Source organism: Sulfitobacter sediminis, assembly GCF_040811725.1.
Lineage (GTDB): Bacteria > Pseudomonadota > Alphaproteobacteria > Rhodobacterales > Rhodobacteraceae > Sulfitobacter > Sulfitobacter sediminis.
Window position 1 is genome coordinate 45249 of record NZ_JBFNXX010000008.1, and the last position, 21119, is coordinate 66367.

19 protein-coding genes are annotated in these 21119 nt (G+C 49.3%); all 19 read right to left on the bottom strand.

Annotated features, from left to right (window positions below):
• Nucleotides 1–4 precede the first annotated feature (4 nt).
• A complete protein-coding gene (locus AB2B41_RS12005; protein ID WP_367878039.1) occupies nt 5–1123 on the bottom strand; it encodes a glycosyltransferase family 4 protein in 1119 nt (372 codons plus the stop codon).
• A gap of 69 nt (nt 1124–1192) precedes the next feature.
• Nucleotides 1193–2098, bottom strand: a complete 906-nt coding sequence (locus tag AB2B41_RS12010; protein WP_367878040.1) for a sulfotransferase domain-containing protein — start codon at nt 2096–2098, stop codon at nt 1193–1195.
• On the bottom strand, nt 2095–3312 hold the full coding sequence (locus AB2B41_RS12015) for a glycosyltransferase family 4 protein (RefSeq protein WP_367878041.1): 1218 nt from the start codon (nt 3310–3312) through the stop codon (nt 2095–2097). Before AB2B41_RS12015 ends, AB2B41_RS12010 begins: the two co-directional genes overlap by 4 nt.
• A complete protein-coding gene (locus tag AB2B41_RS12020) occupies nt 3293–4096 on the bottom strand; it encodes an FkbM family methyltransferase (protein WP_367878042.1) in 804 nt (267 codons plus the stop codon). Before AB2B41_RS12020 ends, AB2B41_RS12015 begins: the two co-directional genes overlap by 20 nt.
• A gap of 552 nt (nt 4097–4648) precedes the next feature.
• On the bottom strand, nt 4649–5827 hold the full coding sequence (locus AB2B41_RS12025) for a glycosyltransferase (RefSeq protein ID WP_367878043.1): 1179 nt from the start codon (nt 5825–5827) through the stop codon (nt 4649–4651).
• A gap of 117 nt (nt 5828–5944) precedes the next feature.
• On the bottom strand, nt 5945–6670 hold the full coding sequence (locus AB2B41_RS12030; RefSeq protein ID WP_367878044.1) for a WbqC family protein: 726 nt from the start codon (nt 6668–6670) through the stop codon (nt 5945–5947).
• Nucleotides 6667–7665 (bottom strand): hypothetical protein, encoded by a 999-nt coding sequence (locus AB2B41_RS12035; RefSeq protein WP_367878045.1) that lies wholly within the window; start codon nt 7663–7665, stop codon nt 6667–6669. The genes AB2B41_RS12030 and AB2B41_RS12035 overlap by 4 nt, the downstream gene beginning before the upstream one ends.
• 3 nt (nt 7666–7668) lie before the next feature.
• Nucleotides 7669–8307 (bottom strand): PIG-L deacetylase family protein, encoded by a 639-nt coding sequence (locus tag AB2B41_RS12040; protein ID WP_367878046.1) that lies wholly within the window; start codon nt 8305–8307, stop codon nt 7669–7671.
• Between the two features lie 471 nt (nt 8308–8778).
• Entirely contained in the window at nt 8779–10161 is a 1383-nt protein-coding gene (locus AB2B41_RS12045) for an asparagine synthetase B family protein (RefSeq protein WP_367878047.1), read from the bottom strand.
• 87 nt (nt 10162–10248) lie between these two features.
• The gene (locus tag AB2B41_RS12050; protein WP_367878048.1) at nt 10249–11481 is read right to left on the bottom strand and encodes a glycosyltransferase; all 1233 of its coding nucleotides are present in this window, start codon (nt 11479–11481) and stop codon (nt 10249–10251) included.
• Nucleotides 11405–12502, bottom strand: coding sequence for a DegT/DnrJ/EryC1/StrS family aminotransferase (locus tag AB2B41_RS12055; protein WP_367878049.1), 1098 nt, complete (start codon nt 12500–12502; stop codon nt 11405–11407). The genes AB2B41_RS12050 and AB2B41_RS12055 overlap by 77 nt, the downstream gene beginning before the upstream one ends.
• Nucleotides 12499–13080, bottom strand: coding sequence for an acyltransferase (locus AB2B41_RS12060; protein ID WP_367878050.1), 582 nt, complete (start codon nt 13078–13080; stop codon nt 12499–12501). Before AB2B41_RS12060 ends, AB2B41_RS12055 begins: the two co-directional genes overlap by 4 nt.
• Nucleotides 13073–14155: a non-hydrolyzing UDP-N-acetylglucosamine 2-epimerase gene (wecB, locus tag AB2B41_RS12065; protein WP_367878051.1), complete on the bottom strand. Its 1083-nt coding sequence runs from the start codon at nt 14153–14155 to the stop codon at nt 13073–13075. The genes AB2B41_RS12060 and wecB overlap by 8 nt, the downstream gene beginning before the upstream one ends.
• A gap of 10 nt (nt 14156–14165) precedes the next feature.
• Complete coding sequence (locus AB2B41_RS12070; RefSeq protein ID WP_367878052.1) at nt 14166–15113, bottom strand: Gfo/Idh/MocA family protein; 948 nt, start codon at nt 15111–15113, stop codon at nt 14166–14168.
• Between the two features lie 64 nt (nt 15114–15177).
• On the bottom strand, nt 15178–17001 hold the full coding sequence (locus tag AB2B41_RS12075) for an ABC transporter ATP-binding protein (protein ID WP_367878053.1): 1824 nt from the start codon (nt 16999–17001) through the stop codon (nt 15178–15180).
• A gap of 37 nt (nt 17002–17038) precedes the next feature.
• Nucleotides 17039–18328 (bottom strand): Vi polysaccharide biosynthesis UDP-N-acetylglucosamine C-6 dehydrogenase TviB, encoded by a 1290-nt coding sequence (gene tviB, locus AB2B41_RS12080; RefSeq protein WP_367878054.1) that lies wholly within the window; start codon nt 18326–18328, stop codon nt 17039–17041.
• Nucleotides 18318–19331: an NAD-dependent epimerase/dehydratase family protein gene (locus AB2B41_RS12085; protein ID WP_367878055.1), complete on the bottom strand. Its 1014-nt coding sequence runs from the start codon at nt 19329–19331 to the stop codon at nt 18318–18320. The genes tviB and AB2B41_RS12085 overlap by 11 nt, the downstream gene beginning before the upstream one ends.
• A gap of 31 nt (nt 19332–19362) precedes the next feature.
• Complete coding sequence (locus tag AB2B41_RS12090; protein WP_367878056.1) at nt 19363–20493, bottom strand: glycosyltransferase family 4 protein; 1131 nt, start codon at nt 20491–20493, stop codon at nt 19363–19365.
• Between the two features lie 115 nt (nt 20494–20608).
• A complete protein-coding gene (locus AB2B41_RS12095; protein ID WP_367878057.1) occupies nt 20609–21001 on the bottom strand; it encodes a MarR family EPS-associated transcriptional regulator in 393 nt (130 codons plus the stop codon).
• Between the last annotated feature and the right edge of the window lie 118 nt (nt 21002–21119).

Here is a 21119-nt window from a genome sequence, read left to right on the forward strand (position 1 = left end):
AACGTCAGTCACCTTGTCTGAGATGGTCGCCTAATAACTCGCGGTAAGCCATGATTTGTTTTTCAGCCACGTACGGGAGGTCGAAATTCATAGCACGCATCGCTGCCCGTTTTCCCATCTCGGCTTGACGCTCGGGATCAGCCAAAAGAGCGGAAATCGCCCCGGCCATAGACGATGTATCCCCGACCGGGACGACAACAGCTGTGTCTCCAACAACTTCTGGCAAACCACCGGCGTCACTTACGATGGTGGAGCGCCCAAGCGCCATCGCCTCAAGCGCGACAAGCCCAAACCCTTCGAAGCGGGAAGGAATAATCGCAACTTTCGCGCTTCCTAAAGCGCGCAAGAGATCCATGTGCGCGAGAGCCCCGGTAAACGTGATCTGCTGGCGCAGGCCGAGGTCTTCAGCCAGAGCTTCGATAGCACCACGCAATGGGCCCTCTCCCGCGATGACGAGTGAAGGATGAGAGCCCTCACTTGCAAGCTTCCATAATGCCTCTAAGAGATCAGAGTGACCTTTTTCAGGTACAATACGGCCTGCGAGCACAAGGTCTGCAGTCGTGGCCATATCCGCGGCTCCACTTTCTTTGATCACAGAAAAGTCAACCGGGTTAGGGATGACTTTAACCGTTGCGAGCCCCAACTTTTTTTCGTAGTGCCGCGCAACCGCGTCCGACACACCGAAAAAGCTATCAATGCCCGCGCGATAGAGGACCCGCGCAAGCAGGCGGCGACCTGTAAGTTTGATTCCGGCGCGATTTGCACCAGCGTAAGCAAGGTTGTGGAACGTTACGCATGAAGGCGCTCTACAGAACCGCAATATTTTCATTAGAGCGATTGTGACAGCCGGAAAATAGAGATGCCCATGAATGATATCAGCACTCTCGTTTCTCACGATACCCGACAATTCTCGCGCTGATCCTACAAGATTCCACCTATGGCGCTGCTTAAGGCAGTGCACAAAAATCCCTCTAGATTGTAGTTCTGATACCAAATCCATGTTCCCAGCTCGCACAACAACTACCGCACTTACATTCTGTCTTTGAAGCTCAGGAAGAAGCGTCACGAGAAGCTGTTCGGCACCGCCGCGTCCTAACGATTCTATGAAATGCAAAACTTTCATAAAATTACAAAATCCACAAAATCAACGCCCTCCAGTGTTGAATAACCAGAGACAAATAGGGCTCGACGCTCAATTCGCTAACAGACGAAAACTAGCCGACAATTGTTGTGCACTCTCCCAACTTTTCGAATAATGCTCTTCGATTTCTCTCGCAAAATCCTTCTCAATTCTTTCTTTTTCACCAGAAATTGTATTGGCAACACGAAATCTATGAACAAATTTAAATCTCCTGGTAATGCCAAGATTAGACTTAAATGACCGCCATAGCGTTTGAACCGTCGAATTACTCGCTTGCCTAACAAGCCACTTTTGCCAACCTCGTCTATATGTTTTAGCTGATGCAAAATGCCCAAGCTCTTGACGGCCATCGGTTGACAGGTCGAGAAAGGAATAAAGTGCGGCTATGAACTCCTCAGGACGCTGTTTCATATCGTCCAAAAAACCGACTCTAACATTTTCGCTAGGAAACCGAGAAATATAACGTAACAGTTGAACATCAAAACGTGCAATTTCTCCATAATCCAAAAATCTCCAATCTGGGCAACTTGAGGGTATTTTAGATCCAGCACGACGTTGCCCCACTAGCGTCCAGCCTTCTCTAAGCGAAGGACGATCCTCAACTTGGTTGTAATATTGCTCATGGTGGTAAGACACCAAGAAATCGACTGGCGGACGAAGCATTATGAGAATTTTTGCAAACGGGTTATAGTCAAAAATATTCTCAGCGGCACGCTCAGAGTAAAGATGCATAACAGACGCGTCTCCAAAGACGCGTGTTTCACTATTTTCAAAATCATAGCCTGAACGATATTCACTATCAGTTATGGTACCCTTCATTTGAAGGTCAGTAGCAAACAAGTGTGGTTCTTTCCTTGCACCAAAATCAACCGAAGGATGACCAATAAGAAAGTGGTGCAATGTGGTTGTGCCACATTTTGGCGCGCCTACAATGAAAAAATTTACTTTTCCAGTCATATGTAGAGAACTTCACGGTAAATGTTTTCAACTTGGCGTGCAACAAAACTGGCATCAAAAACGTCAAGACTAGAAGCTCCACATTCAGCGAGCTTTCTCACCGCATCACGATCTCTCCAAAGTTCCAGCATACCTTCACAAAGTTCTTCGAAGTCGTCGATCAGCAAGCCGTTCTGTTTGTGCTTGATCAATTCTTTGATAGCCCCGAGGTTTCGAGCAATAGGGACAGCTCTACATGCCATTGACTCAATTATTACACGCCCAAATGCTTCAGGCTTCTTAATCGGGTGCAATGTTACATCGAACGCACTAAAAATCCCCATAACATCATCAGAAAACGGCTCTATGCGAACTTGTCCAGACGGAAGCCCTTCAGCAAGACACTTACACTGGGCTAAATAGTCTGTTTCATCTGCTGGCGCACCAACTAGTACTAAGCGCGTTGTTTCCATGAAAGAAGTATCGGCACATAGTTTCGTGTATGCTTTTATCGCTGTATCAACGCCTTTCCAGTCTACAAAGCGTCCTGCCTGACCAAACACCAGCTTGTCTTCTTCTATACGCCATCTTGTTCTCCAATCATTCCGTTTCCGCTGCGAATAACGAAATTCTCGATCAAGAGGATTAAAGACCACATCACTTATAGATCTATTATATGCGACTGTAGCTTCGTCGCGGACATAGCGCGAGATTGCAATGATCCGATTGGCGCGGGACGCCAACTTTGATGCATGCAAGGATCTACTAAGAGGAGCGTCTCTCACGTGCTGCACAATCTCGACACTGCCATCGATATTGTAAGCAAATCGATTACTCGAAACTTGATTGTTCAAATGCAAGATATCGATTTTCTCTGTCGACATTATCTTTGACAATTCGTCCCTAACGCCACGGAACTTTAAACGATCCCGAAATTCACGTACGGGCAAGAAGAGCCACTCCGACAGACCTGGTTCAAAAGGCGCATTACTAACAGCATAACTCATTCTTCTTTTACCCGGAACTTCCGGCGGTAACCCTGGTAAAGACAGAGGATAAGATCTTATTCCATTCAAATTCGCCCAATTCAGCAACTCATTGTGTTCATTACAAGCCAATACTGGCCGTATTTCAGAGCGATCGAGATTCATAATAAGTGTCTGCAAGCTCCTGCTCGATCCATAGAGTTCTGGAGGTGCTTCGACAAAAAGGACATTAATCAGCTTGTTCGGCATGTCTTGTCCTCACGAAAATCTCATCATAGTGCCGCATTCCGCGCCGGGTGGTTTCTGGCTTGAAATTACAGCCGGACATAAATCTGTAGACATCGTCAACCGTGTGCCCGTGCGCCGAGAGGTAGCGATCGTCAATTTCTATGTAAAACTTATATATGCAATCAATTAGTCCGCATGACTTCAAGGCTTTCAATATGGTGAGCTCTGAGCCCTCTGTGTCAACCTTACAAAGTACTTCTCTCTCAGAAACGTTTGGAACCAGCTTGGCAAACTCGTCAGCATTAATCAAAACGATCGAACAGTCTGCGTACTCCTTAGTGTTTTCTATGTGCCCCTTACCGGTGTGGGTTTCGTCAAAGGTGAATGGCACAATGGTGCTTTCTTCACCTATCGAAAAATTGAACGTAGTCATATTATTGGCATGATTTATTGACTTACTCTTTACAAGGTCACGAAAAACATACGGGTTGGGCTCAATAGAAATCACATGTCCATTGGACAAATGACGTGCAGCCACCAAAGAGAAGACTCCAGTATTAGCGCCAAATTCGATGAACACCCCATCTTCAGGTAAATTTTCAATAATCTCTACGAGCTCATTTCCGTAGCGTGCAAAGAAGCTTGCCTCAAAAGTGGTATCGCCAGCACGAACCGCTAATTTGGGGCCATAAAAGCTTTCGACTTCGTTAACAAAAGGGAGTAGATTCTTAAGTATACGATTTCTACCCCGAAATTCAGGTGCCGAACGGATTAACTGAAAAATTGCATTAGCTACATATTTCATATCATCAACTCTTCTATTCAGACCCGGCAATCATGAAGACGTTGACCCATCGGCCCTGCCAGTTGCAAATGGCGAGCATTTCGGTATTCTTTCCGACGTAGGTCCAACCCAACAGAAGCCGATATTTCCCCTTGTTTACGCCCGTGCTTATTGCTGCTTGATGCGGTCACAACCATACCCGTTATGGAAACAGGTCCGCATGACAACGGGACGACATAAAGGCGGTCTACTATTGTCGCAGGACAACGATCTCTTCAAAATGTCCTACTCCAAGAGACACAGGCAGCCCCCGTCATAGTCCAGTCCCCAATCCAGTCTATTAACATCTCAAAGGTCGAGGAAAGCCACTCAGACGGGTAACCATCGCAATCGTGGGAAGTTTAGTCACTATAACAAGCACAATCATCAAGAAAAAGCCTTGAAAGGCAAATCTGGCAACCCAACACGGATTTAAAGGCATTCATACATAACCTGCCAGACCCGATGGCGATAGTAATCCTTTTTGACCTAAAACCATTTAAGAATAATGCTGAAGGTTAGGACTACATTCGTCTATTTCTTTTCCTTATATGCAAATACCGCTCGCTCCACTAATCTAATAAACTCCATTGCTTGAAAATCCCGTCGAAACATTTCTTCGCTAAATGATTTTCTATACCCTTGACAGTCCAATACCTTCTCAATTCCATGCTCTATTTCGTACACATTATCGTACTCCGCTATTTCGCCAATTCTGTTTTCAGATATCAACCTTCTAAGTTCATCATTTTGATTATTAAGCATTAGGATAGGTCTTTTTGCTCCGAGGTATTCACAAAACTTACCAGGCACAACGCCTTTTTCCGAGGTAGGCATCAGCACTAAGCCTGCTGCCCTGCAAGCTAATTCCACAGCTTCTTTATGCGGAACATAACCAACAACCTTATACCACTCCAAAGCGCCGTTTTCCTCAAAAATACGGCGAATAATTCGACTTTCATTCGCACCAATTATTTCGAATAGAACCGGCGATTTCCCTAAATGTCCCCGCTTAATATTGATATTGCCAAGCGCATTAGCGAAATTGCTTAGGCTCTCAAAATTATTGATATAGCCGATATATCTAAGAATTTGCTGATCAGTAGGAGCCAAAGTATCCTTATCTGCAAAGTCTTCTGGATCATAGCCGTTATAAATCACCGAAATATTTCTATAATCTATGTGGTAATGAGAATGTAGAATTTCCCTATAAGTTTCCGAAACTGTTGAAATATAGAGTGCCTTTGAGAATATCGAGTTCTCTAGATGGTTTAGCAACCTTTGGCGTATGCGTCCGAAAGACTGAAGCCTTCGTCCATTAATAATATTCTTCTGCTTGAAGTCACGAATATCAACAATTACCGGAAGTGCCAGCTTCTTGCCAACTTTAACACCGCTTCTTAATGCTGACGGAGCGCCATAGCTCACAAGAACCGCATCAAAATTCCGATCCCTCGACAATTCAATAGCTTTCCTGTAAGCGGCCCTTCCCCAGGCTCCATGCGGGTCCGGCAATATGGCCCTTGCCACCAGCCTCCAAAGTCTAGAGAACAAATTTCTTTTTCCTAGAACAGACCACGCGACCCGATGCACTTCAAGGTCTTGAGGCAGGTCATCAATTAGTGTCTCATCCTGCAAACCGCCCTCAAACTTCGCAGTAATCACTACCGGCTCAGCTCCGATCCTTTTCGCGTATTTGCAAAACTTGGCCACTCGCTGAACACTAGATCCACCGCGAGGTGGGAAAGTAGATGTAAACAATAGTATTCTCAACGACTTACCCCTGAGACCCAGAACTTTCTACATATTTGACACGTTGGAGAAATTACATCACTTCAGCGGGAGCATTCTTGAGCTTTCTATAGCTTCATCAAGTGCCTCTCTTAAACCTTCAAATCCCGTATTAGCAATTCGCTCGATCACGGAAAGGCCTCCATCGACATTTGAATCCTCTCGCGTAAAAATTGGCTCAGAAAATCTACATTCCATTAGTGATATTCCAGCCAACTCAAATTCTTCCCTTCGTAGGTACGACGCTCCCCCTGAACCTGTTATGTAACTATCACAACCTATGTTGGCACAGATTTGGGTCAATCGCTTAGTGCTGTCGTTTGGCAAGCCACTAAACTCACTCGCCTTCAAACGCGTCGTCCCCAGTCCAAGTCTTGTACAAATGTTTTCAATTATACTGATGTTAAGATCTGAAATACCACTGGCCCCCCGACCATATGATTCCTCAAGAAGATCGAATAGCTGGTTTTTATGTTTCGCCTTACGGTAATACTCGGAAATCTTCTCCATTAAGTGATCGAAAAATATTGATTTTTTCGCAATTCGCACGTCCTTGATCAAAGCCGCGCTCAAGCCCCGCTTCTCGACAGGGACAGTAAGCCAAACAATCCTACCGTGCCCATCTATTATTCTAACGCGGTTTGTATAGCTGCCTTTAGAAAACTGAACATTATCGAGATAAACAAATTTGTCACATAGAGCAATTTTCAGAAAATAGCCCAACCACGGAACGAAATTCGGCTGGTGTATCGCGCAAACTGTCATTGAAAAAGTACCCTGGCTTCTCTTAATTGTTCGTCGGCTCGGGTATGGGGAACATTGTTAACCCGTTTTATTACAAAATCTGTCCATTGAAGATCTGATCGGACGGGGAGCATAATGCCATATTTTTCGCTGATTCTATCTTGTAGCGCCTCGATATGGCATTCTGGATCTTCACAAAGACGCTCATATTGCCAATGAACCACCATGTTATCTGGTAATGATCCTAACTCATTTTCAAATATTCGCTCGAGTCCTACGACTTGACGTGCAACTTGCTGTTCAATAGTAAGATGAGAGAACTTTTCGAAATCATGACATGGTAAACTCCACCAAGAGTCTAAATCTTCCCCGAAAAACTTACGCCTCGCAGATAGGATGGATGAAAATACAGCCCTGCTATCTCTTTGTATGTTCACAAAAACACAGGGAATATTGTGTCGTTGAAAAGCTTGGGCATCGTAGGTACCGTACAAGTTTTTCATGACTAGTGCGCCACCAGAGATCGTAGCCATCTGACACAAGAGACCTCTTAGTCTTTCCCAACCGTCTGCACTTAAGAAACTTTTGGATGTCAATAGGTCACTTAGCTTTGAAATTTTCAATTGATCACGCCAGAAGTATCCAAACTCATGCAAACCACTTGCCCCTTCAGTTAATGCATACTCTGATTTCACATTTGCTTTCGGGTAACAGCCCAGAACCATCCGTGAAAGGGAAAGCCCAACCAGAGGCGCTCTATAGAAGCGTGCCGCGAGATTAGTGATCCGCCCGATTTCAAGGCTTTCAGCAATCAATTGAGCAGTGAAGGTTGTCCCAGAACGAGGTAGACCTGTTACAAAAATGAGTACATTTGCCTCTTGTTTAGGCGTGGATCGTTGGAGTTCGGCTTCTAGATCTGTAAGACTAGCGTTAAGATTGAAAAGAAAATCTTCATCTTTTTCTGATTTTCGGAATGCATCTGTACGTCGTTCATTGAGTTCTTCAAAACTTATCATTTTCTATTTCATTATCCAGCGAATAACATTGAATACTTCGGCATAGTCCACACCAACCTGAACGCCGCGGGTCATTGCAAGGCCTGCAATATAGCTCTCATCTGAGTAACGACGTCCAAGTTGGGAACGATAGCATTTTAGTGCTTCCAATTTTTTATCCACATGCCGCTTTTCTAAATGAACAAAGCAAGTTGTCTCAAAAGATATGTTGTTCCATGGAAGTTCATAACCCAGAATTGTTGTAAATTTGAAAGCACGTAACCCTTCCATAGCGATCGTATAGTGATCCTGATGCAAATCATACTTCGAGGGTAGTAGGACCAGGTCAGGTGAAATTTTTCGATTAAGCGCGACTAAATCTTCCAAAATTTCTTGTCGGTGGTAGGAGAATTTACGCACTGGATAACGATAAATTAGCAGTTTGTTAGGCGAAATGTTTAAAACGTTCGTCGCCTTCTTCACTTCTGTTAACAATATGTCTTTGGGCATTCCTTCAGGCACGGATTCTTCTGCAAGTGAAAATGCCGCATAGTACACTTCCTTTCCCTGTTCAATTAGTCTAGCAATCAGCCCGCCGCACCCGAACTCGCCGTCATCGGTATGTGGAGCTAGTATCAGGACCCGATTAAATGCTTCTATCATTTTTTCTCTTCTGTTCAGATGATTAATAACTGCGTACAAGCTACGAGCTTCGCTTTGCAAGATTTTCAGATTTTGATGATCGCGCCAACGAAGATTATGAGCTTACGTGGTTTTCCACGATCTTTGAATCGCTTTGTAACTAGCTTGAGGACCGGATTATGGCAGGAGGTTGCGCGTACCGCCTGTAACAGGACATGTCTCAGCGTCCATCGTCCGCCGGCGCTCGTGCGTCTACCTTGCTTTGCCCCACCCTCATGAATAATTCGGACCATGGCTATTAGGGCTTCTTAGAAGCAGCGCATTCATTGGATCTTACTCTTGATTGCTTCCGTTAAAGTCTGGTGGGAAAAGATGTTCGGGATCACCGCTCATTTTCTCACGCATGAAATAGAATATCTCTCTGCCATACCCCATCCCATCCGCTGCTTCAGCTATGACTTACTTGACAAACGAAGTAATCAGCGTTTGAGATCATACAAATTTTCTCAACAACGCTCTGAATCGCCTCTCAATTACGTTACCTTTAGAATTGATTGGTAGTGTCAAAATTTCAGGGCATAGCATTTTCACAAGATCCAACATATGTTGCCCACCGATTCGTATTTCTCGTTCAAAAGAAAATAGATCGCAGAATACATCTAGGCAATTGAATGCAGGAAATATGCCAGAAATTTTGTTCTGAAACATATAATCACTCAAATTTAATGCATTGCAAGTCTTTCCTGAAAGGCGGGCCTCCCAATGGGCCCGCTCAATTGGATCTACGCCACTCAGTGGATACGTATGCCACCAGTCGACAAGTTCTTGCGCCGCCTGATAATTAGGAACTGTTCGAACCGCTGTCGTCGCAATATCATCAGCGGAAATATTATTAGTTGATATCTTGCGGTGAAAATATGCGCGGCCAAGTTCTCCGAACAAACCAGATAGCAAGGTCGCTCGCGAGTTGAAGCTATCATAGTAGCCATGCTTTGCGAAATATAATGGCGTTCCTGGATCTTCAGATAGCCGCCCGAAATGTAAGGTCATTTCATCAACTATGTCCTTATTTGCAGCTTTTCCGTAGATCTTCTTGTGATTAATCTTGACAATACGGCTAAGCTTTGGAGGGGTAACCCGATCAGCAATTGGCATGTTCAAATAACCTTTTTGGAAAGTGAATGCCTGGAATTCAATATTCGAACTTGCAGCGATAGCGAGGAGAAGCCGCGAGTCCAATCCTGCCGTTAATGGCAACCATAGCTCATTCGCCTCTGCTGCAATTCCTCGAATAATCGATTGATATTTTGCTGCAAGGCTCTCGAGAAGTTGCTCATAGGTGAGTTTGCAATCCGTATTGAAATTTACTGGCCGCTTCTTTATTCTGCCATCCGTGATCAGCATTATTTGAGTTGGAAGTAGCTTCTTAACACCCTCATAGCCAGTCCCAGGTGGAATTACTGCACCTGTTGCTACTGCGGCTTCATCTATGAGCTTAGAAGTGGGGCAAGCAAGCGATGGGTGCGAAGCTCCTATGACGCCATTCTTGTTGATTGGGTAGAAACAAGAAAGAGAAGCGACGCCGTCTGGGATAATCATTTTTGGGCTAATAAGGAGCCATCTTCCTGCCCAATTCTGAGAATGTGCCAAAATGTCGGGCTTAACAATCTCACCAATTCTCTTCGGCTCTCCGCTATCTGATGCCACGACTGCATGACCAATTAGAATAGACCGCTCTCCGTTTATGTTTCTGAGTTCCCGAAAAGGCACATTTTTACCAATGGAAATATATATGTTTGCAGATAAATGGATGCTCGTTTCAAAGCGCTGATCCGGTTGTTGGGATATCAAAAAATCACTGGATATGTTTCTCATGATCTATTCTCGAATGATTTATCTTCTAAAACTTGAGTCCAAAAATCTCCGCATCCAATTTCGGAATCAACGTTCAGCGCAAAATTATTAAGTTAGAAGTGAGTCAAACAGCTCTAGTTCCTTTTCTAGCGAAGCAGTCAATGCGGCATTGGCACTGTGTCTTTTGAGTGCTGCCAAGTCCTCCGGTCGTAACGTATTCAGTGCTTCAGCTAAACTTTCGATGGAAAACTGGTCTGAAATTACTCCGCATCCCTTTTCAAGCAAGAATGTCGCCATGTCGGGCGACGGACCGACTGCGACCGCGAGGCGTGCTTGGATATACTCGAAAAGCTTGTTCGGCATGCAGTGTTTGAGGTTGAAACTCGTTGGCTCGTAATAGATCACTCCTATGTCATACTGGTTCATTTCCTCTACGATGCGATCGTACGGGACGGGGGGATGCAGGGTAATTCGGTCATCAGGCTTTGCCATCGCTTGAATTTCATCCAAGCGCTCCTTGTCTTTCGTCACCAGATAAAGATCGAGTGTGAATTCGGGGCGCAAGCGCTCCATCAGCTTGAAGAGATTGGCGAGCCCGCGATTACGGTTGGCAACCCCATGATAGACAAGGCGTATCTTGCTGGGGGCAACGGGACTAGGCTTCACGTCATGGAAAGCAGACGCGCTGTGGATGACAGTGGGTGAAACCCCGAAGTTTTGTGCATACGCGTCAGCGAGGCCTCGTGAGACCGTGATGACGTGGTCGCAACGTGGTAAATCACGTGCGCACAGGCGGTTTCGTTCTGGCTTCTCGAAGACGCGGAAGCGCCGGTCTTCCTCGTTCTGTGCTGGATAATACTCGCGGGCATCGAAGATGACGCGCGCGTCTTTTTTCTGGCGCAAAGCCACTGGGAGCAATGCAAGGTCTTGGACCAGGATTAAGTCAAACGTGCGGGCCGCCAAAGTAGCGCCCAATCCGCGCAGTCCATGGCGATAAGTATTGATCGCATCTTTGAGAGCATCCGAAGGCAAAAACGCACCGAAGTATGCATAGCCTGGCAGTCGCCGCGTCAATAGGTTCTTTGGTCTTGGTGCTGGACAAAGCGCAATGTGACTGTCGCATTCGAATTCCCGCGTGAAGGGCTTTGACGCGACCGTGATGTGATAACCACACTCTCGCAAATGCCGCGCAAAGCGTATCGTCCGCGGGCTCCAGCTCGCGTCCCCCAAACACATGAGCAGGGCACGCTTCCTCGCAACTTGGTCAAGCATGGAGACTTTCCAACGCCGCATTGGTTGCGGTGGCAACGCTTGCGATAACGGATCGTTCAATACTGGCATGCATAGGCAAGCTAAGCACACGACGTGCCAGCCTCTCACTCACGGGATACACCGCCTCGGCGGCAATCGCCGGCTGCTGATGAAGAGGTAGCGGATAATGCACCGCGGTCGGTATCCCAAATTCTCTGAGGCCAGCAGCCAGAACATCTCGATCAGCACATTGCACCGTGTATTGCGCCCAGACGCTGGTATTGCCGGGCAGAACGACCGGAAGCTGCAAATCCTGGCCCGCGAGATATTCATTATAGGTCCGTGCCGCTGCATCTCGCTGGACCAACTCGTCTTGGAATATCTCAAGTTTCGCTAGCAATACCGCCGCCTGAAGTGTGTCCAGCCTGCTATTCACACCGATACGGACGTGGTGATAACGCCGCTCCTGGCCATGTCGCGCGATCTGGCGCAAGACCACCGCAAGGTCATCATCGTCAGTGAATATCGCTCCGCCGTCGCCATAACAGCCAAGCGGCTTGGACGGGAAGAAGCTGGTACAAGCTATTTTTGATAGCGCACAGGATCTTCGGCCGTTCTGGGTCGCGCCAAAGCTTTGCGCTGCATCCTCGATGACCGTAAGTCCGTGCCTTTCCGCGATAGCGTTGATCTTAGCCATCTCGGCGCACTGTCCGTAAAGCGATACCGGTATGATTGCTTTCGTATGCTCAGTTATCCTGCCCTCTATATCATTTGTGTCGACAAGGCAGGTGTTGGGGTCAACATCGGCAAACACAGGCGACGCACCAAGAACAGCAACAGTCTCAGCCGTAGCGATGTAGCTGAATGAAGGCGTGATCACTTCATCACCAGGCCCAACATTCAGAGCCATAAGAGCAATTTGTAATGCGTCAGTACCATTTGCGCAGGTCACGCAATGCTTTACACCAACGAAATTGGCGAGCTTTTCCTCCAATTCATCAACTTCCGGCCCAAGAATATAGCTTCCATGCGATAGAACCTGACTCATACGTCTGTTCAAATCATCTCGAATACGGTCTTGTTGCGCCGCTAAGTCAATAAAGGGAATCATGTCTGCTTCTCCCTCCGCACTGAACTGTCCTCAAGCACATAGTGTTCCCCAGTGTGCGGGCATTCAGCTTGCCCGTTACCGGATACGGGAAGGGGAAGTCGCTCCCCAAAGGCGCTCATCCAACCCACCTGGCGGGCCGGCACACCTACCATGAGCGCAAAGTCCGGTACGTCACTTCTTACAACTGCGCCGGCTGCGATAAACGCGAATGTGCCGATGGTCACACCGCATATGATCGTAGAATTCGCACCAAGAGTAGCACCGGTACGTACCAGGGTATCTCGGTATTGTGTTTTCCTCTCAACATATGCGCGGGGGTTGTAAACATTTGTAAACACCATTGAGGGGCCACAAAAAACGCCGTCCTCCAGTGTTACATTATCGTAGATCGATACATTGTTCTGGATCTTGACATCATCACCGATCACCACTCGGTTTCCCACGAATACATTCTGCCCAAGTGAACAGCGCTCACCGATCTGCGCTCCAGAACAAACGTGAACCCAATGCCAAATCCGGGTGTCAGAGCCAATCCTGGCTCCTTCGTCGACGATAGCGCTATCATGCACACTAATCATTTCTTCTACTTCCTAAGATTTCTGCTATCCGTCCTGCAGCGTGGCCATCGCCATAAAGCTTCTGATCATTAGATATCTCTTGACCCAAGCGTGACCTGATCACGTCAACGATCCTGTTCTCGTCAGCACCAACGAGAACATTTGCGTTTACGTCAAGCAGCTCGCTCCATTCAGTCGATTGACGAAGCGTTACGCAGGGTTTTCCATGGAAATATGATTCTTTTTGCAGGCCTCCAGAGTCGGTAGCGACAAGGCTGCAATGCTGTAATAGCCAAAGCATTTCAAGATATCCTGTAGGCTCGATGACATGAGCTCTAATTTCCAAACCCGCTTTCGCAATTGCGGCCCTAGTGCGAGGATGCAATGGCAAAATGACTTTAATTTCTCCATGTATCCTGTTCAACGCAGAAACAATGGAATTGAGGCGATCGATATCATCAGTATTCTCAGCCCGGTGAAATGTTGCTAATATGAAATCGGCTGGGAGTGTTCCGCTAACATCAGGTGGGTGAGCTTGAGCGGAATAAACGCGGGCGGCGTCCTGCATTACATCACCAACGTTGTAAACCTGCTTGTCCTTGCCGTGTCGGATACCCTCAGATTCCAAATTCTTAACGGCCTTCAAAGTAGGGGAAAAAAGTACGTTGGATATTTGATCGGACAAAATCCGATTAATTTCTTCCGGCATGCGGCGATCAAAGCTTCTCAAACCGGCTTCGACATGAGCAACAGGAATATGCAACTTCACGGCTGCGAGTGCACCAGCAAGTGTACTGTTCGTATCTCCATAAATCAAAACTCTGTCAGGTTTCTCTGTAATCAAGACACCTTCAATTTTCTCCAGCATACGGCCAGTCATTTGACCATGGGAGCCGCCATGTATTTCTAAGTTGATGTCAGGTTCAGGAACCCCAAGGTCCTTAAAGAAAATGTCGGACATGTTTGCGTCATAGTGCTGCCCAGTATGAAGCAGAATTTCTTCCACCTTGCCATCTTTCTTTATGGCAAGGTTAACAACACTTGCTTTAATGAATTGGGGACGCGCGCCAACAATGGTTAGAATTCGATTACCCACGGGTTTTGCTCTATTTTCTTGACATGAAGGGATGCGTTTCAGAAGGGTTTTGCAAAAGTGCCTTGGTTCTGATCGCAGCTACCGTCTCGATCGCAACCCGGTTTTCTTCAAGCCCAAACCCATTCCCTGCCATGATCTCTTCATACGACCGTGTGTGAAGATCAGTGAACCCACCGGAGAATTCGATCTCTTCACCATTAACCGTGATGGATCTGAAAGTTCTTCCTCCATCAGACAGGATATTCTCCGGTAGGTCCATTGCGTCAATAGAAAGGAACCAACGCACGCGTGCATGTTCGTATTCAAGATATCCCGAAGCTTTCATGTCATCACGCATATGAACGTGATTTTCCTGCAGATTCCCAAAAAGGTAATGAAGCATATCGTAGAAATGCACCCCAATGTTTGTGGCTATCCCTCCGGACTTTTCCTCCATTGCTTTCCAGGATTGCAGATACCATCGCCCCCGGGATGTGATGTAGGTCAGATCGACATCGTATTTTCGGTCATGGTTGCCATTCCTTATTTTTTCACGAAGCGATATGATTGCTGGGTGTAGGCGAAGTTGAAGGATCGTGTGTATACGATGACCAGTTTCTCGTTCAATTTCGGCCAAGCCATCAATATTCCAGGGATTCAAAACCAGAGGCTTCTCACAAATCGCATCAGCGTCCGCTCGGAGTGCAAAGCGCATGTGGCTATCATGAAGATAGTTCGGCGAACAGATCGATACAAAGTCAATCTTTTGAGACGCATTTTTTCGACGTAATTTGTCGAGGTGGCGATCAAACCTTTCAAATTCTGTAAAAAAATGCGCTTCTGGCGCGTAGCTATCCAAGATTCCAACCGAGTCACTCGGGTCAAGAGCTGCAACCAGCATATTACCAGTCGCAGAAATCGCTTTCATGTGACGAGGCGCGACATAACCCGCGGCACCAATCAGGGCAAAATGTTTCATTCGGATCCCATTTCTACAAGTACTTATCTAATGTCCCTACGAACGGATTTGCACAGAAAGCGCCTCAGGCAGCTTCATGATTCCGCGCGATACGCTGAAACGCCAGATTGTCGGCCATCAGCGCTGTCCAACTATCACACCCCACGACGCGGCCGTGCTCCATGACCACTATTCGATCGCAGCGCTGAACGGTGCTGAGGCGATGGGCGATCATCACGACGGTCTTTTCTTCTGGCAGCGCATCGATGGCGGCCATGACCTCGCTCTCGGTCAGATTGTCCAGCGCACTCGTCGCCTCGTCGAACACGATAAGGTCGGCATCATGATAGAGCGCCCGGGCAATCCCAATACGCTGGCGCTGCCCCCCCGAAAGCCGGACACCACGCTCGCCGATGGTTGTCGCGTAGCCGTCCGGGAGTTCATTGCGTATGAACTGGTCGAGTCGTGCGATCCTCGTGGCTTCTTCCACGCGGGTTTGATCGATCTTATCTGCCGCTACGCCGAGCGCGACGTTCTCGGTCACGCTCGCATCCGTCAGGAAAATGTCCTGTGGCACGTAGCCCACGCTCTGTTGCCAAGCGCGCAGGTTACTTTCGTTCAAGAGCTTACCATCAACAACAAGGCGCCCCTCCTTGGGCGTCAACAGCCCGAGGATCAGATCGGCGAGCGTCGTCTTGCCCGAACCGGTCCCGCCAACGATCCCGATTTTTTCGCCTGCGCGGATATCGAGCGCAACGTCCCTGACCCCGGCATGGGCGGCATTAGGGTAATGGTAGGAGACATTTTCCAAGATGAGACGGTCCCGCAGCCCCAATCCATTTGGTATGGAGTGGGGCAGCACACCCCCACCAGCGCAACCGATCAGGTCTTCGTGGATTGAATCGACGGCAGCGGCGCCAGCCTGGATTTGCGCCAGAGATCGGTACAGCTTCGAGAGTTCCGGCGTAAGCCGCTGCCCAGCGAAGGCAAACAGACCAAGGATCGGTAGAATACCCCCAAGTGCCGCCCCGGATGCAAGCGCCTCCTCATCGAGCAATAGGAGACAGAGCAGGATGATACCCCCAAACACCACTGCCTGTATTACGAATTGCGGCACCTGTGAGATAACCTGAACCGTGACCTGTGTCCGAGCCATCCGCTGCGAGGGTACCGCGTATCGTGCCACGTAAGAACCTTCCCGCCCCAACAGTTTGATGTCCTTGATGCCGCCCAGAGCCTCGTTGGCAATACGGAATCTCTCTCTGTTGGTCGCGACCCGCACGCGCCCGAGCCGATTGAGCTTACGGCGGCTCAGCGCATATATCCCGCCATAAATCCCCCCCAGAACCGTGAAGGCAATGAGCGTCACAATTGGATCGAGCCAGAGGAGCAGGCCCACAATGGCGATGATGGTCAGCGCGGCGGCTACCAGGTCCGCGGCTGGTCTAAAAAACTGGCCCACGACCTGGGCGCTTTCCGCAAGAATGCGTGTTCCCATCTCACCGGAGTGGCGGTTTAGAAAAAACTCGTAGGGTTGCCGCAGATAGGCCGCTATCAGACGGTGGCTGAGCGAGTGTACCCGCATCATGGCAAACCTTGCGACCGCCCAAGTTTTCATGATCTGAATCAGGCTTGTCAGCACAATCACCCCAAGCGATGCGCCCCCTAACCCGATAAGAAAGCCATAATCGGAAGTGAAGCCGAATTTCTCGTACGCCCAGGCCAAGGCCCCCACTCGCTCAATACGGCCCGGATCGGACAGTACAGAAAGAAACGGTAAAACTGAGCCAACCATCAAGGCCGAAGAAAGCGCTCCGACGATAACGATAGCCAGCACAATCCAAGCATGGCGCTTCTCGCTTGCGTTTAGAAGCGCCCATGCCTTTTTCCATGTAGGAATATCAATCATTCATGGATGAATTCAACAGAACCCTAAGCAAGCGACCTTAAAGCCTAAGGTCACTTTCCTCCGCCGACAGTACATGCTTAAGGTCATAGAGTGTGTGGCCAGAGCGACCATACTGGCGCAGCTGCTTTGCTCCCGCGTTCCGGAATTCGGCGTGCGCCACAGCCAACACAATTGCGTCATATGCGCCTTCACTTGGCTTAGCGGTCATCTCAATCCCAAACTCTGCCAATCCCTCTCCAGGATCGACCCAGGGATCATGAACATCCACCACCATTCCAAAGTCCTCTAACTCCCGAATCACATCTATGACGCGTGTGTTTCGTAAATCAGGGCAGTTTTCCTTGAATGTCAGACCCATCACCAAAACCCGCGCCCCCTCGACATGGATCCGACGCTTGATCATCGCCTTAACGAGCTGCCCTGCTACATAAGCTCCCATGCCATCATTGATCCGGCGCCCCGAAAGAATGATCTGCGGGTGATGACCAACTTGTTCCGCTTTGAAGGTGAGGTAATAGGGATCAACACCGATACAGTGCCCCCCCACAAGACCGGGTCGGAAGGGCAGGAAGTTCCACTTCGTCCCAGCCGCTTTCAGCACCGCTTCCGTATCAATACCCAGCTTATTGAAGATGATAGCCAGCTCATTCATAAGCCCAATATTGAGGTCACGCTGCGTGTTCTCGATCACCTTCGCCGCCTCGGCCACGCGGATGCTTTCCGCCTTATGCGTGCCAGCCGGAATGATGGCCTGATAGAGCGCGTCGATACGATCTGCCGCCTCTGGCGTTGAACCAGAAGTAACCTTGACAATGTTGGGTAGGCGCCGTTCGGTGTCGCCCGGGTTGATGCGTTCCGGCGAATAGCCCACGAAGAAGTCTTCGTTGAACTGTAGGCCCGAGACCCTTTCGAGAATTGGAACACAAATCTCTTCTGTAGCACCAGGATAGACTGTTGATTCATAGATCACCAGATCTCCGGGTTTCAGCACCTGTCCGACGGTGTCCGAGGCGCGTTCAAGTGGTCTGAGGTCGGGGCGCTTCGCTCTATCGATCGGCGTCGGTACCGTCACGACATAAACATTGCATTCCGCCAGGTCCTTCAGTTCAGACGTGACACTCAAATGGACCGCTTCGCTGAACTCACCGACCGATACTTCACGCGTGCTGTCCCGGCCCTCCCGGATTTCCTGCAAGCGCTCCGGTTTGATGTCGAAGCCAACGGTGGGAAAGGTCTTGCCAAACTCAACCGCCAATGGCAGTCCGACGTATCCTAACCCGATGACCGCAATCCTCGTATCGTCCGCAGCTGTCATCTCATTTGTCATAATATTCCCTAAACCAGCTCACGAATTCCCGAATGCCGTCCTTAATGTCCGTTCTCGGCCGGTAGCCTGTCAGCCTCTGCAAGAGGTCCGCATTGGCCCAGGTGGCCGGCACATCCCCGGGCTGCATTTCCATGTAATTGCGCTTGGCCGCCATCCCGAGTTCCGCCTCGATCGCATCGACGAAGTCGAGAAGACGTACCTTGTTCGAATTTCCGATATTGACGACACGAAAAGGCGCAACCGGCGACAGGCTGTCGCCCTCTTCGATGTCAGTATGCCTGGTTGGGCGTTCCGGCGGGGTATCGATCAACAGCCGGATGCCACGCACGAGGTCGTCGACATAGGTGAAGTCGCGATGCATATCTCCGTGATTGTAGATGTCGATTGGGCGGTCCTCGAGGATGGCATCGACAAACTTGAAGAGCGCAAGATCCGGCCGACCCCAGGGTCCATAGACGGTAAAAAACCGAAACATGGTCGTCGGCAAATCGTGAAGATGCGCATAGGAATGCGCCATGCTCTCATTCGCTTTCTTGGTGGCGGCATAAATCGTCAGCTGCGTGTCAGCCTTTTCGGTCTCGACGAAGGGCATGTCCGTGTTTGCCCCGTAGACCGACGAAGTCGAGGCCATGAGCAAATGCCTCACGCCAAGGGTTCGGGCCGCCTCCATGACGTTGAACGTCCCGATGACGTTGCTGTCGATATAGGCGCGCGGGTTTTCCAGACTGTACCGCACGCCCGCTTGAGCGGCGAGATGCACGATCACGTCGGGGGAAAAGTCCTTGGCCACGGACCAGAGACGCTCTTCGTCTTCCAACAGGCCTTCCGTTGCGGAAAAGCCCTCGTTCTGCAGAAGCATTGCGTGGCGCTTCTGCTTGAGCGTGACGTCATAATAATCCGTCATGCCGTCATAGCCGTGGACACGGAAACCCTCAGCCAGCAAGAGCTTGGCAAGGTGAAAGCCGATGAACCCAGCTGTACCAGTAATGAATACGCGGGTCATCAGGTCTTAATCCAATTGCTGCTGGGTCGTATCATGCGACCACCTGTTTCCTACTAGGAGCAAGTTCGCGCAGAACCGTGCGGTAGGCGTCCACGACGATACTATGGCCGTATTCCCGCTCCATCTTGGAACGTCCGGCACGTCCCATAGCGGCGCGCTCTTCCGGAGGCAGAGCCAAAAACGCCTCGCAGGCAGAAGCCAAGCTCTCGCCGCTCTGAACTTCACAAAGAAAGCCTGTCCTGCCGGCGTCCACCACGGCCCGGCAACCAGGAACATTTGTCGCGATCAGCGGTCGTGCCATCGCAGCCGCCTCGATGAGCGTGCGCGGCGCGCCTTCACGGTAAGAGGGCAGCACGACGCATTGTGCCGCTTCAACACTCGGCCGCACGTCTTCCACCGTTCCAAGGTACTCGATAACGCCCTCGCGTTCCCAATCTTGCACAGTTTCCCCGTCGATCGCGGTCCGGTTCTCGGCATCCGTCGCACCAAGAAGCTGGAAGCGGGCCGCCGGATGACGTGATTTCACAAGGCGCGCGGCATCGACATATTCCAGCACACCCTTGTCGCGCAAAAGGCGGGCGACCATCAAGAAGACGGGCACACCTTCTTTTTGGGGATAGGCGGCAGCGGCAAAGTGGTCCAGATCAATGCCAGAGCCCGGCAATAGACGCGCTTGAGGCGCCGTCACCAGGCCGCGCTCGACGAATAGGTCTCGGTCATCCGCATTTTGGAAAAAAACGATAGGCAATTTGCGAAAAGCCATCTTGTAGAGCGTCACCGCCACCGTCTCCAGCATACCGCCCGAAAGAAAGGCCGTGCCCAACCCCGTGACATTGGGGACAAAGGGTATTCCAACAGATTTCGCAGCAATCGCGCCAAAGATGTTGTTCTTAATCGTGAAACTCAGGATCACGTCCGGCTGCAGATCACGAAAGTGTTTGCGCAAGCGCATGAGCAAGTTGGAGTCCTGCAGCGGATTGAGACCCTTCACGTTCATCTCAAGATGCCGGACAGAGCACCCCAGAGCTTCAAGCTTGGGCACCGTATCATCTTTTGGTGCAAGGACCGTGACGGCATGGCCATCAGCGATCAGAGCGTCGATAAGGGGCCGTCGAAAGTTCCAGATATTCCAGGCCGCATTGACCGAGATAAGGACCCTCACGTGGACCGGTCCCCCAGGATGATATCAGTCGGACCAGGTCTCATTCCATCTTCCGATCTGACCAATCCGCAGAATAGATGAACCCCTGACCAAATCCACATTTGAGGTGTTAGCGTCACTTGCGAGACCGAGTCCTATTCCTCACATCAGGGACCAACCCCATGTCTGCCCCCAACTCCAATTCCTCCTGCAGACTTACGATCTCGGCTTTCAATGCGTCATACTCGTCCATTTTGCGCTGGAGAAACTGTCCTGTGAGCGCCGCCTTCGCCGCCACCCCTTTAGGTGTCAGGACATAAGCGTAGCCCGACTTCTTGTTAGAGACGCGGAAATTCTTGATCTTGAGGTGGCCCTTTTCAATAAGCGCGTTGAGGCAGAAGTTAACCGCGCCGAGACTGATCCCAAGCTCGCGTGATAAAGTACGCTGGCTCATCTGAGGATTGCTCTCAAGCATGCGCAAAATGCGAAAGCGCGCATCTTGTTGCAACTTATCTCTCTGTGAAGGCATCGTCGAGAAAGCGTATCAAACCACGGCTACCGCACCGAAGCTCGCGAGGGTGCCAGTTCGAAGGTTTGGTTCAGGGACACTCAATATGTCGCAGACATCTGAGTTCATAACTGAACAC

What these genes read in the sequence shown, in the direction of transcription:
- AB2B41_RS12005 (WP_367878039.1), bottom strand. Translation starts at nt 1,123, where the DNA reads ATGAAAGTTTTGCATTTCATAGAATCGTTAGGACGCGGCGGTGCCGAA.
- AB2B41_RS12010 (WP_367878040.1), bottom strand. Translation starts at nt 2,098, where the DNA reads ATGACTGGAAAAGTAAATTTTTTCATTGTAGGCGCGCCAAAATGTGGC.
- AB2B41_RS12015 (WP_367878041.1), bottom strand. Translation starts at nt 3,312, where the DNA reads ATGCCGAACAAGCTGATTAATGTCCTTTTTGTCGAAGCACCTCCAGAA.
- AB2B41_RS12020 (WP_367878042.1), bottom strand. Translation starts at nt 4,096, where the DNA reads ATGAAATATGTAGCTAATGCAATTTTTCAGTTAATCCGTTCGGCACCT.
- AB2B41_RS12030 (WP_367878044.1), bottom strand. Translation starts at nt 6,670, where the DNA reads ATGACAGTTTGCGCGATACACCAGCCGAATTTCGTTCCGTGGTTGGGC.
- AB2B41_RS12035 (WP_367878045.1), bottom strand. Translation starts at nt 7,665, where the DNA reads ATGATAAGTTTTGAAGAACTCAATGAACGACGTACAGATGCATTCCGA.
- AB2B41_RS12040 (WP_367878046.1), bottom strand. Translation starts at nt 8,307, where the DNA reads ATGATAGAAGCATTTAATCGGGTCCTGATACTAGCTCCACATACCGAT.
- AB2B41_RS12045 (WP_367878047.1), bottom strand. Translation starts at nt 10,161, where the DNA reads ATGAGAAACATATCCAGTGATTTTTTGATATCCCAACAACCGGATCAG.
- AB2B41_RS12050 (WP_367878048.1), bottom strand. Translation starts at nt 11,481, where the DNA reads ATGCCAGTATTGAACGATCCGTTATCGCAAGCGTTGCCACCGCAACCA.
- AB2B41_RS12055 (WP_367878049.1), bottom strand. Translation starts at nt 12,502, where the DNA reads ATGATTCCCTTTATTGACTTAGCGGCGCAACAAGACCGTATTCGAGAT.
- AB2B41_RS12060 (WP_367878050.1), bottom strand. Translation starts at nt 13,080, where the DNA reads ATGATTAGTGTGCATGATAGCGCTATCGTCGACGAAGGAGCCAGGATT.
- AB2B41_RS12070 (WP_367878052.1), bottom strand. Translation starts at nt 15,113, where the DNA reads ATGAAACATTTTGCCCTGATTGGTGCCGCGGGTTATGTCGCGCCTCGT.
- AB2B41_RS12075 (WP_367878053.1), bottom strand. Translation starts at nt 17,001, where the DNA reads ATGATTGATATTCCTACATGGAAAAAGGCATGGGCGCTTCTAAACGCA.
- tviB (WP_367878054.1), bottom strand. Translation starts at nt 18,328, where the DNA reads ATGACAAATGAGATGACAGCTGCGGACGATACGAGGATTGCGGTCATC.
- AB2B41_RS12085 (WP_367878055.1), bottom strand. Translation starts at nt 19,331, where the DNA reads ATGACCCGCGTATTCATTACTGGTACAGCTGGGTTCATCGGCTTTCAC.
- AB2B41_RS12095 (WP_367878057.1), bottom strand. Translation starts at nt 21,001, where the DNA reads ATGCCTTCACAGAGAGATAAGTTGCAACAAGATGCGCGCTTTCGCATT.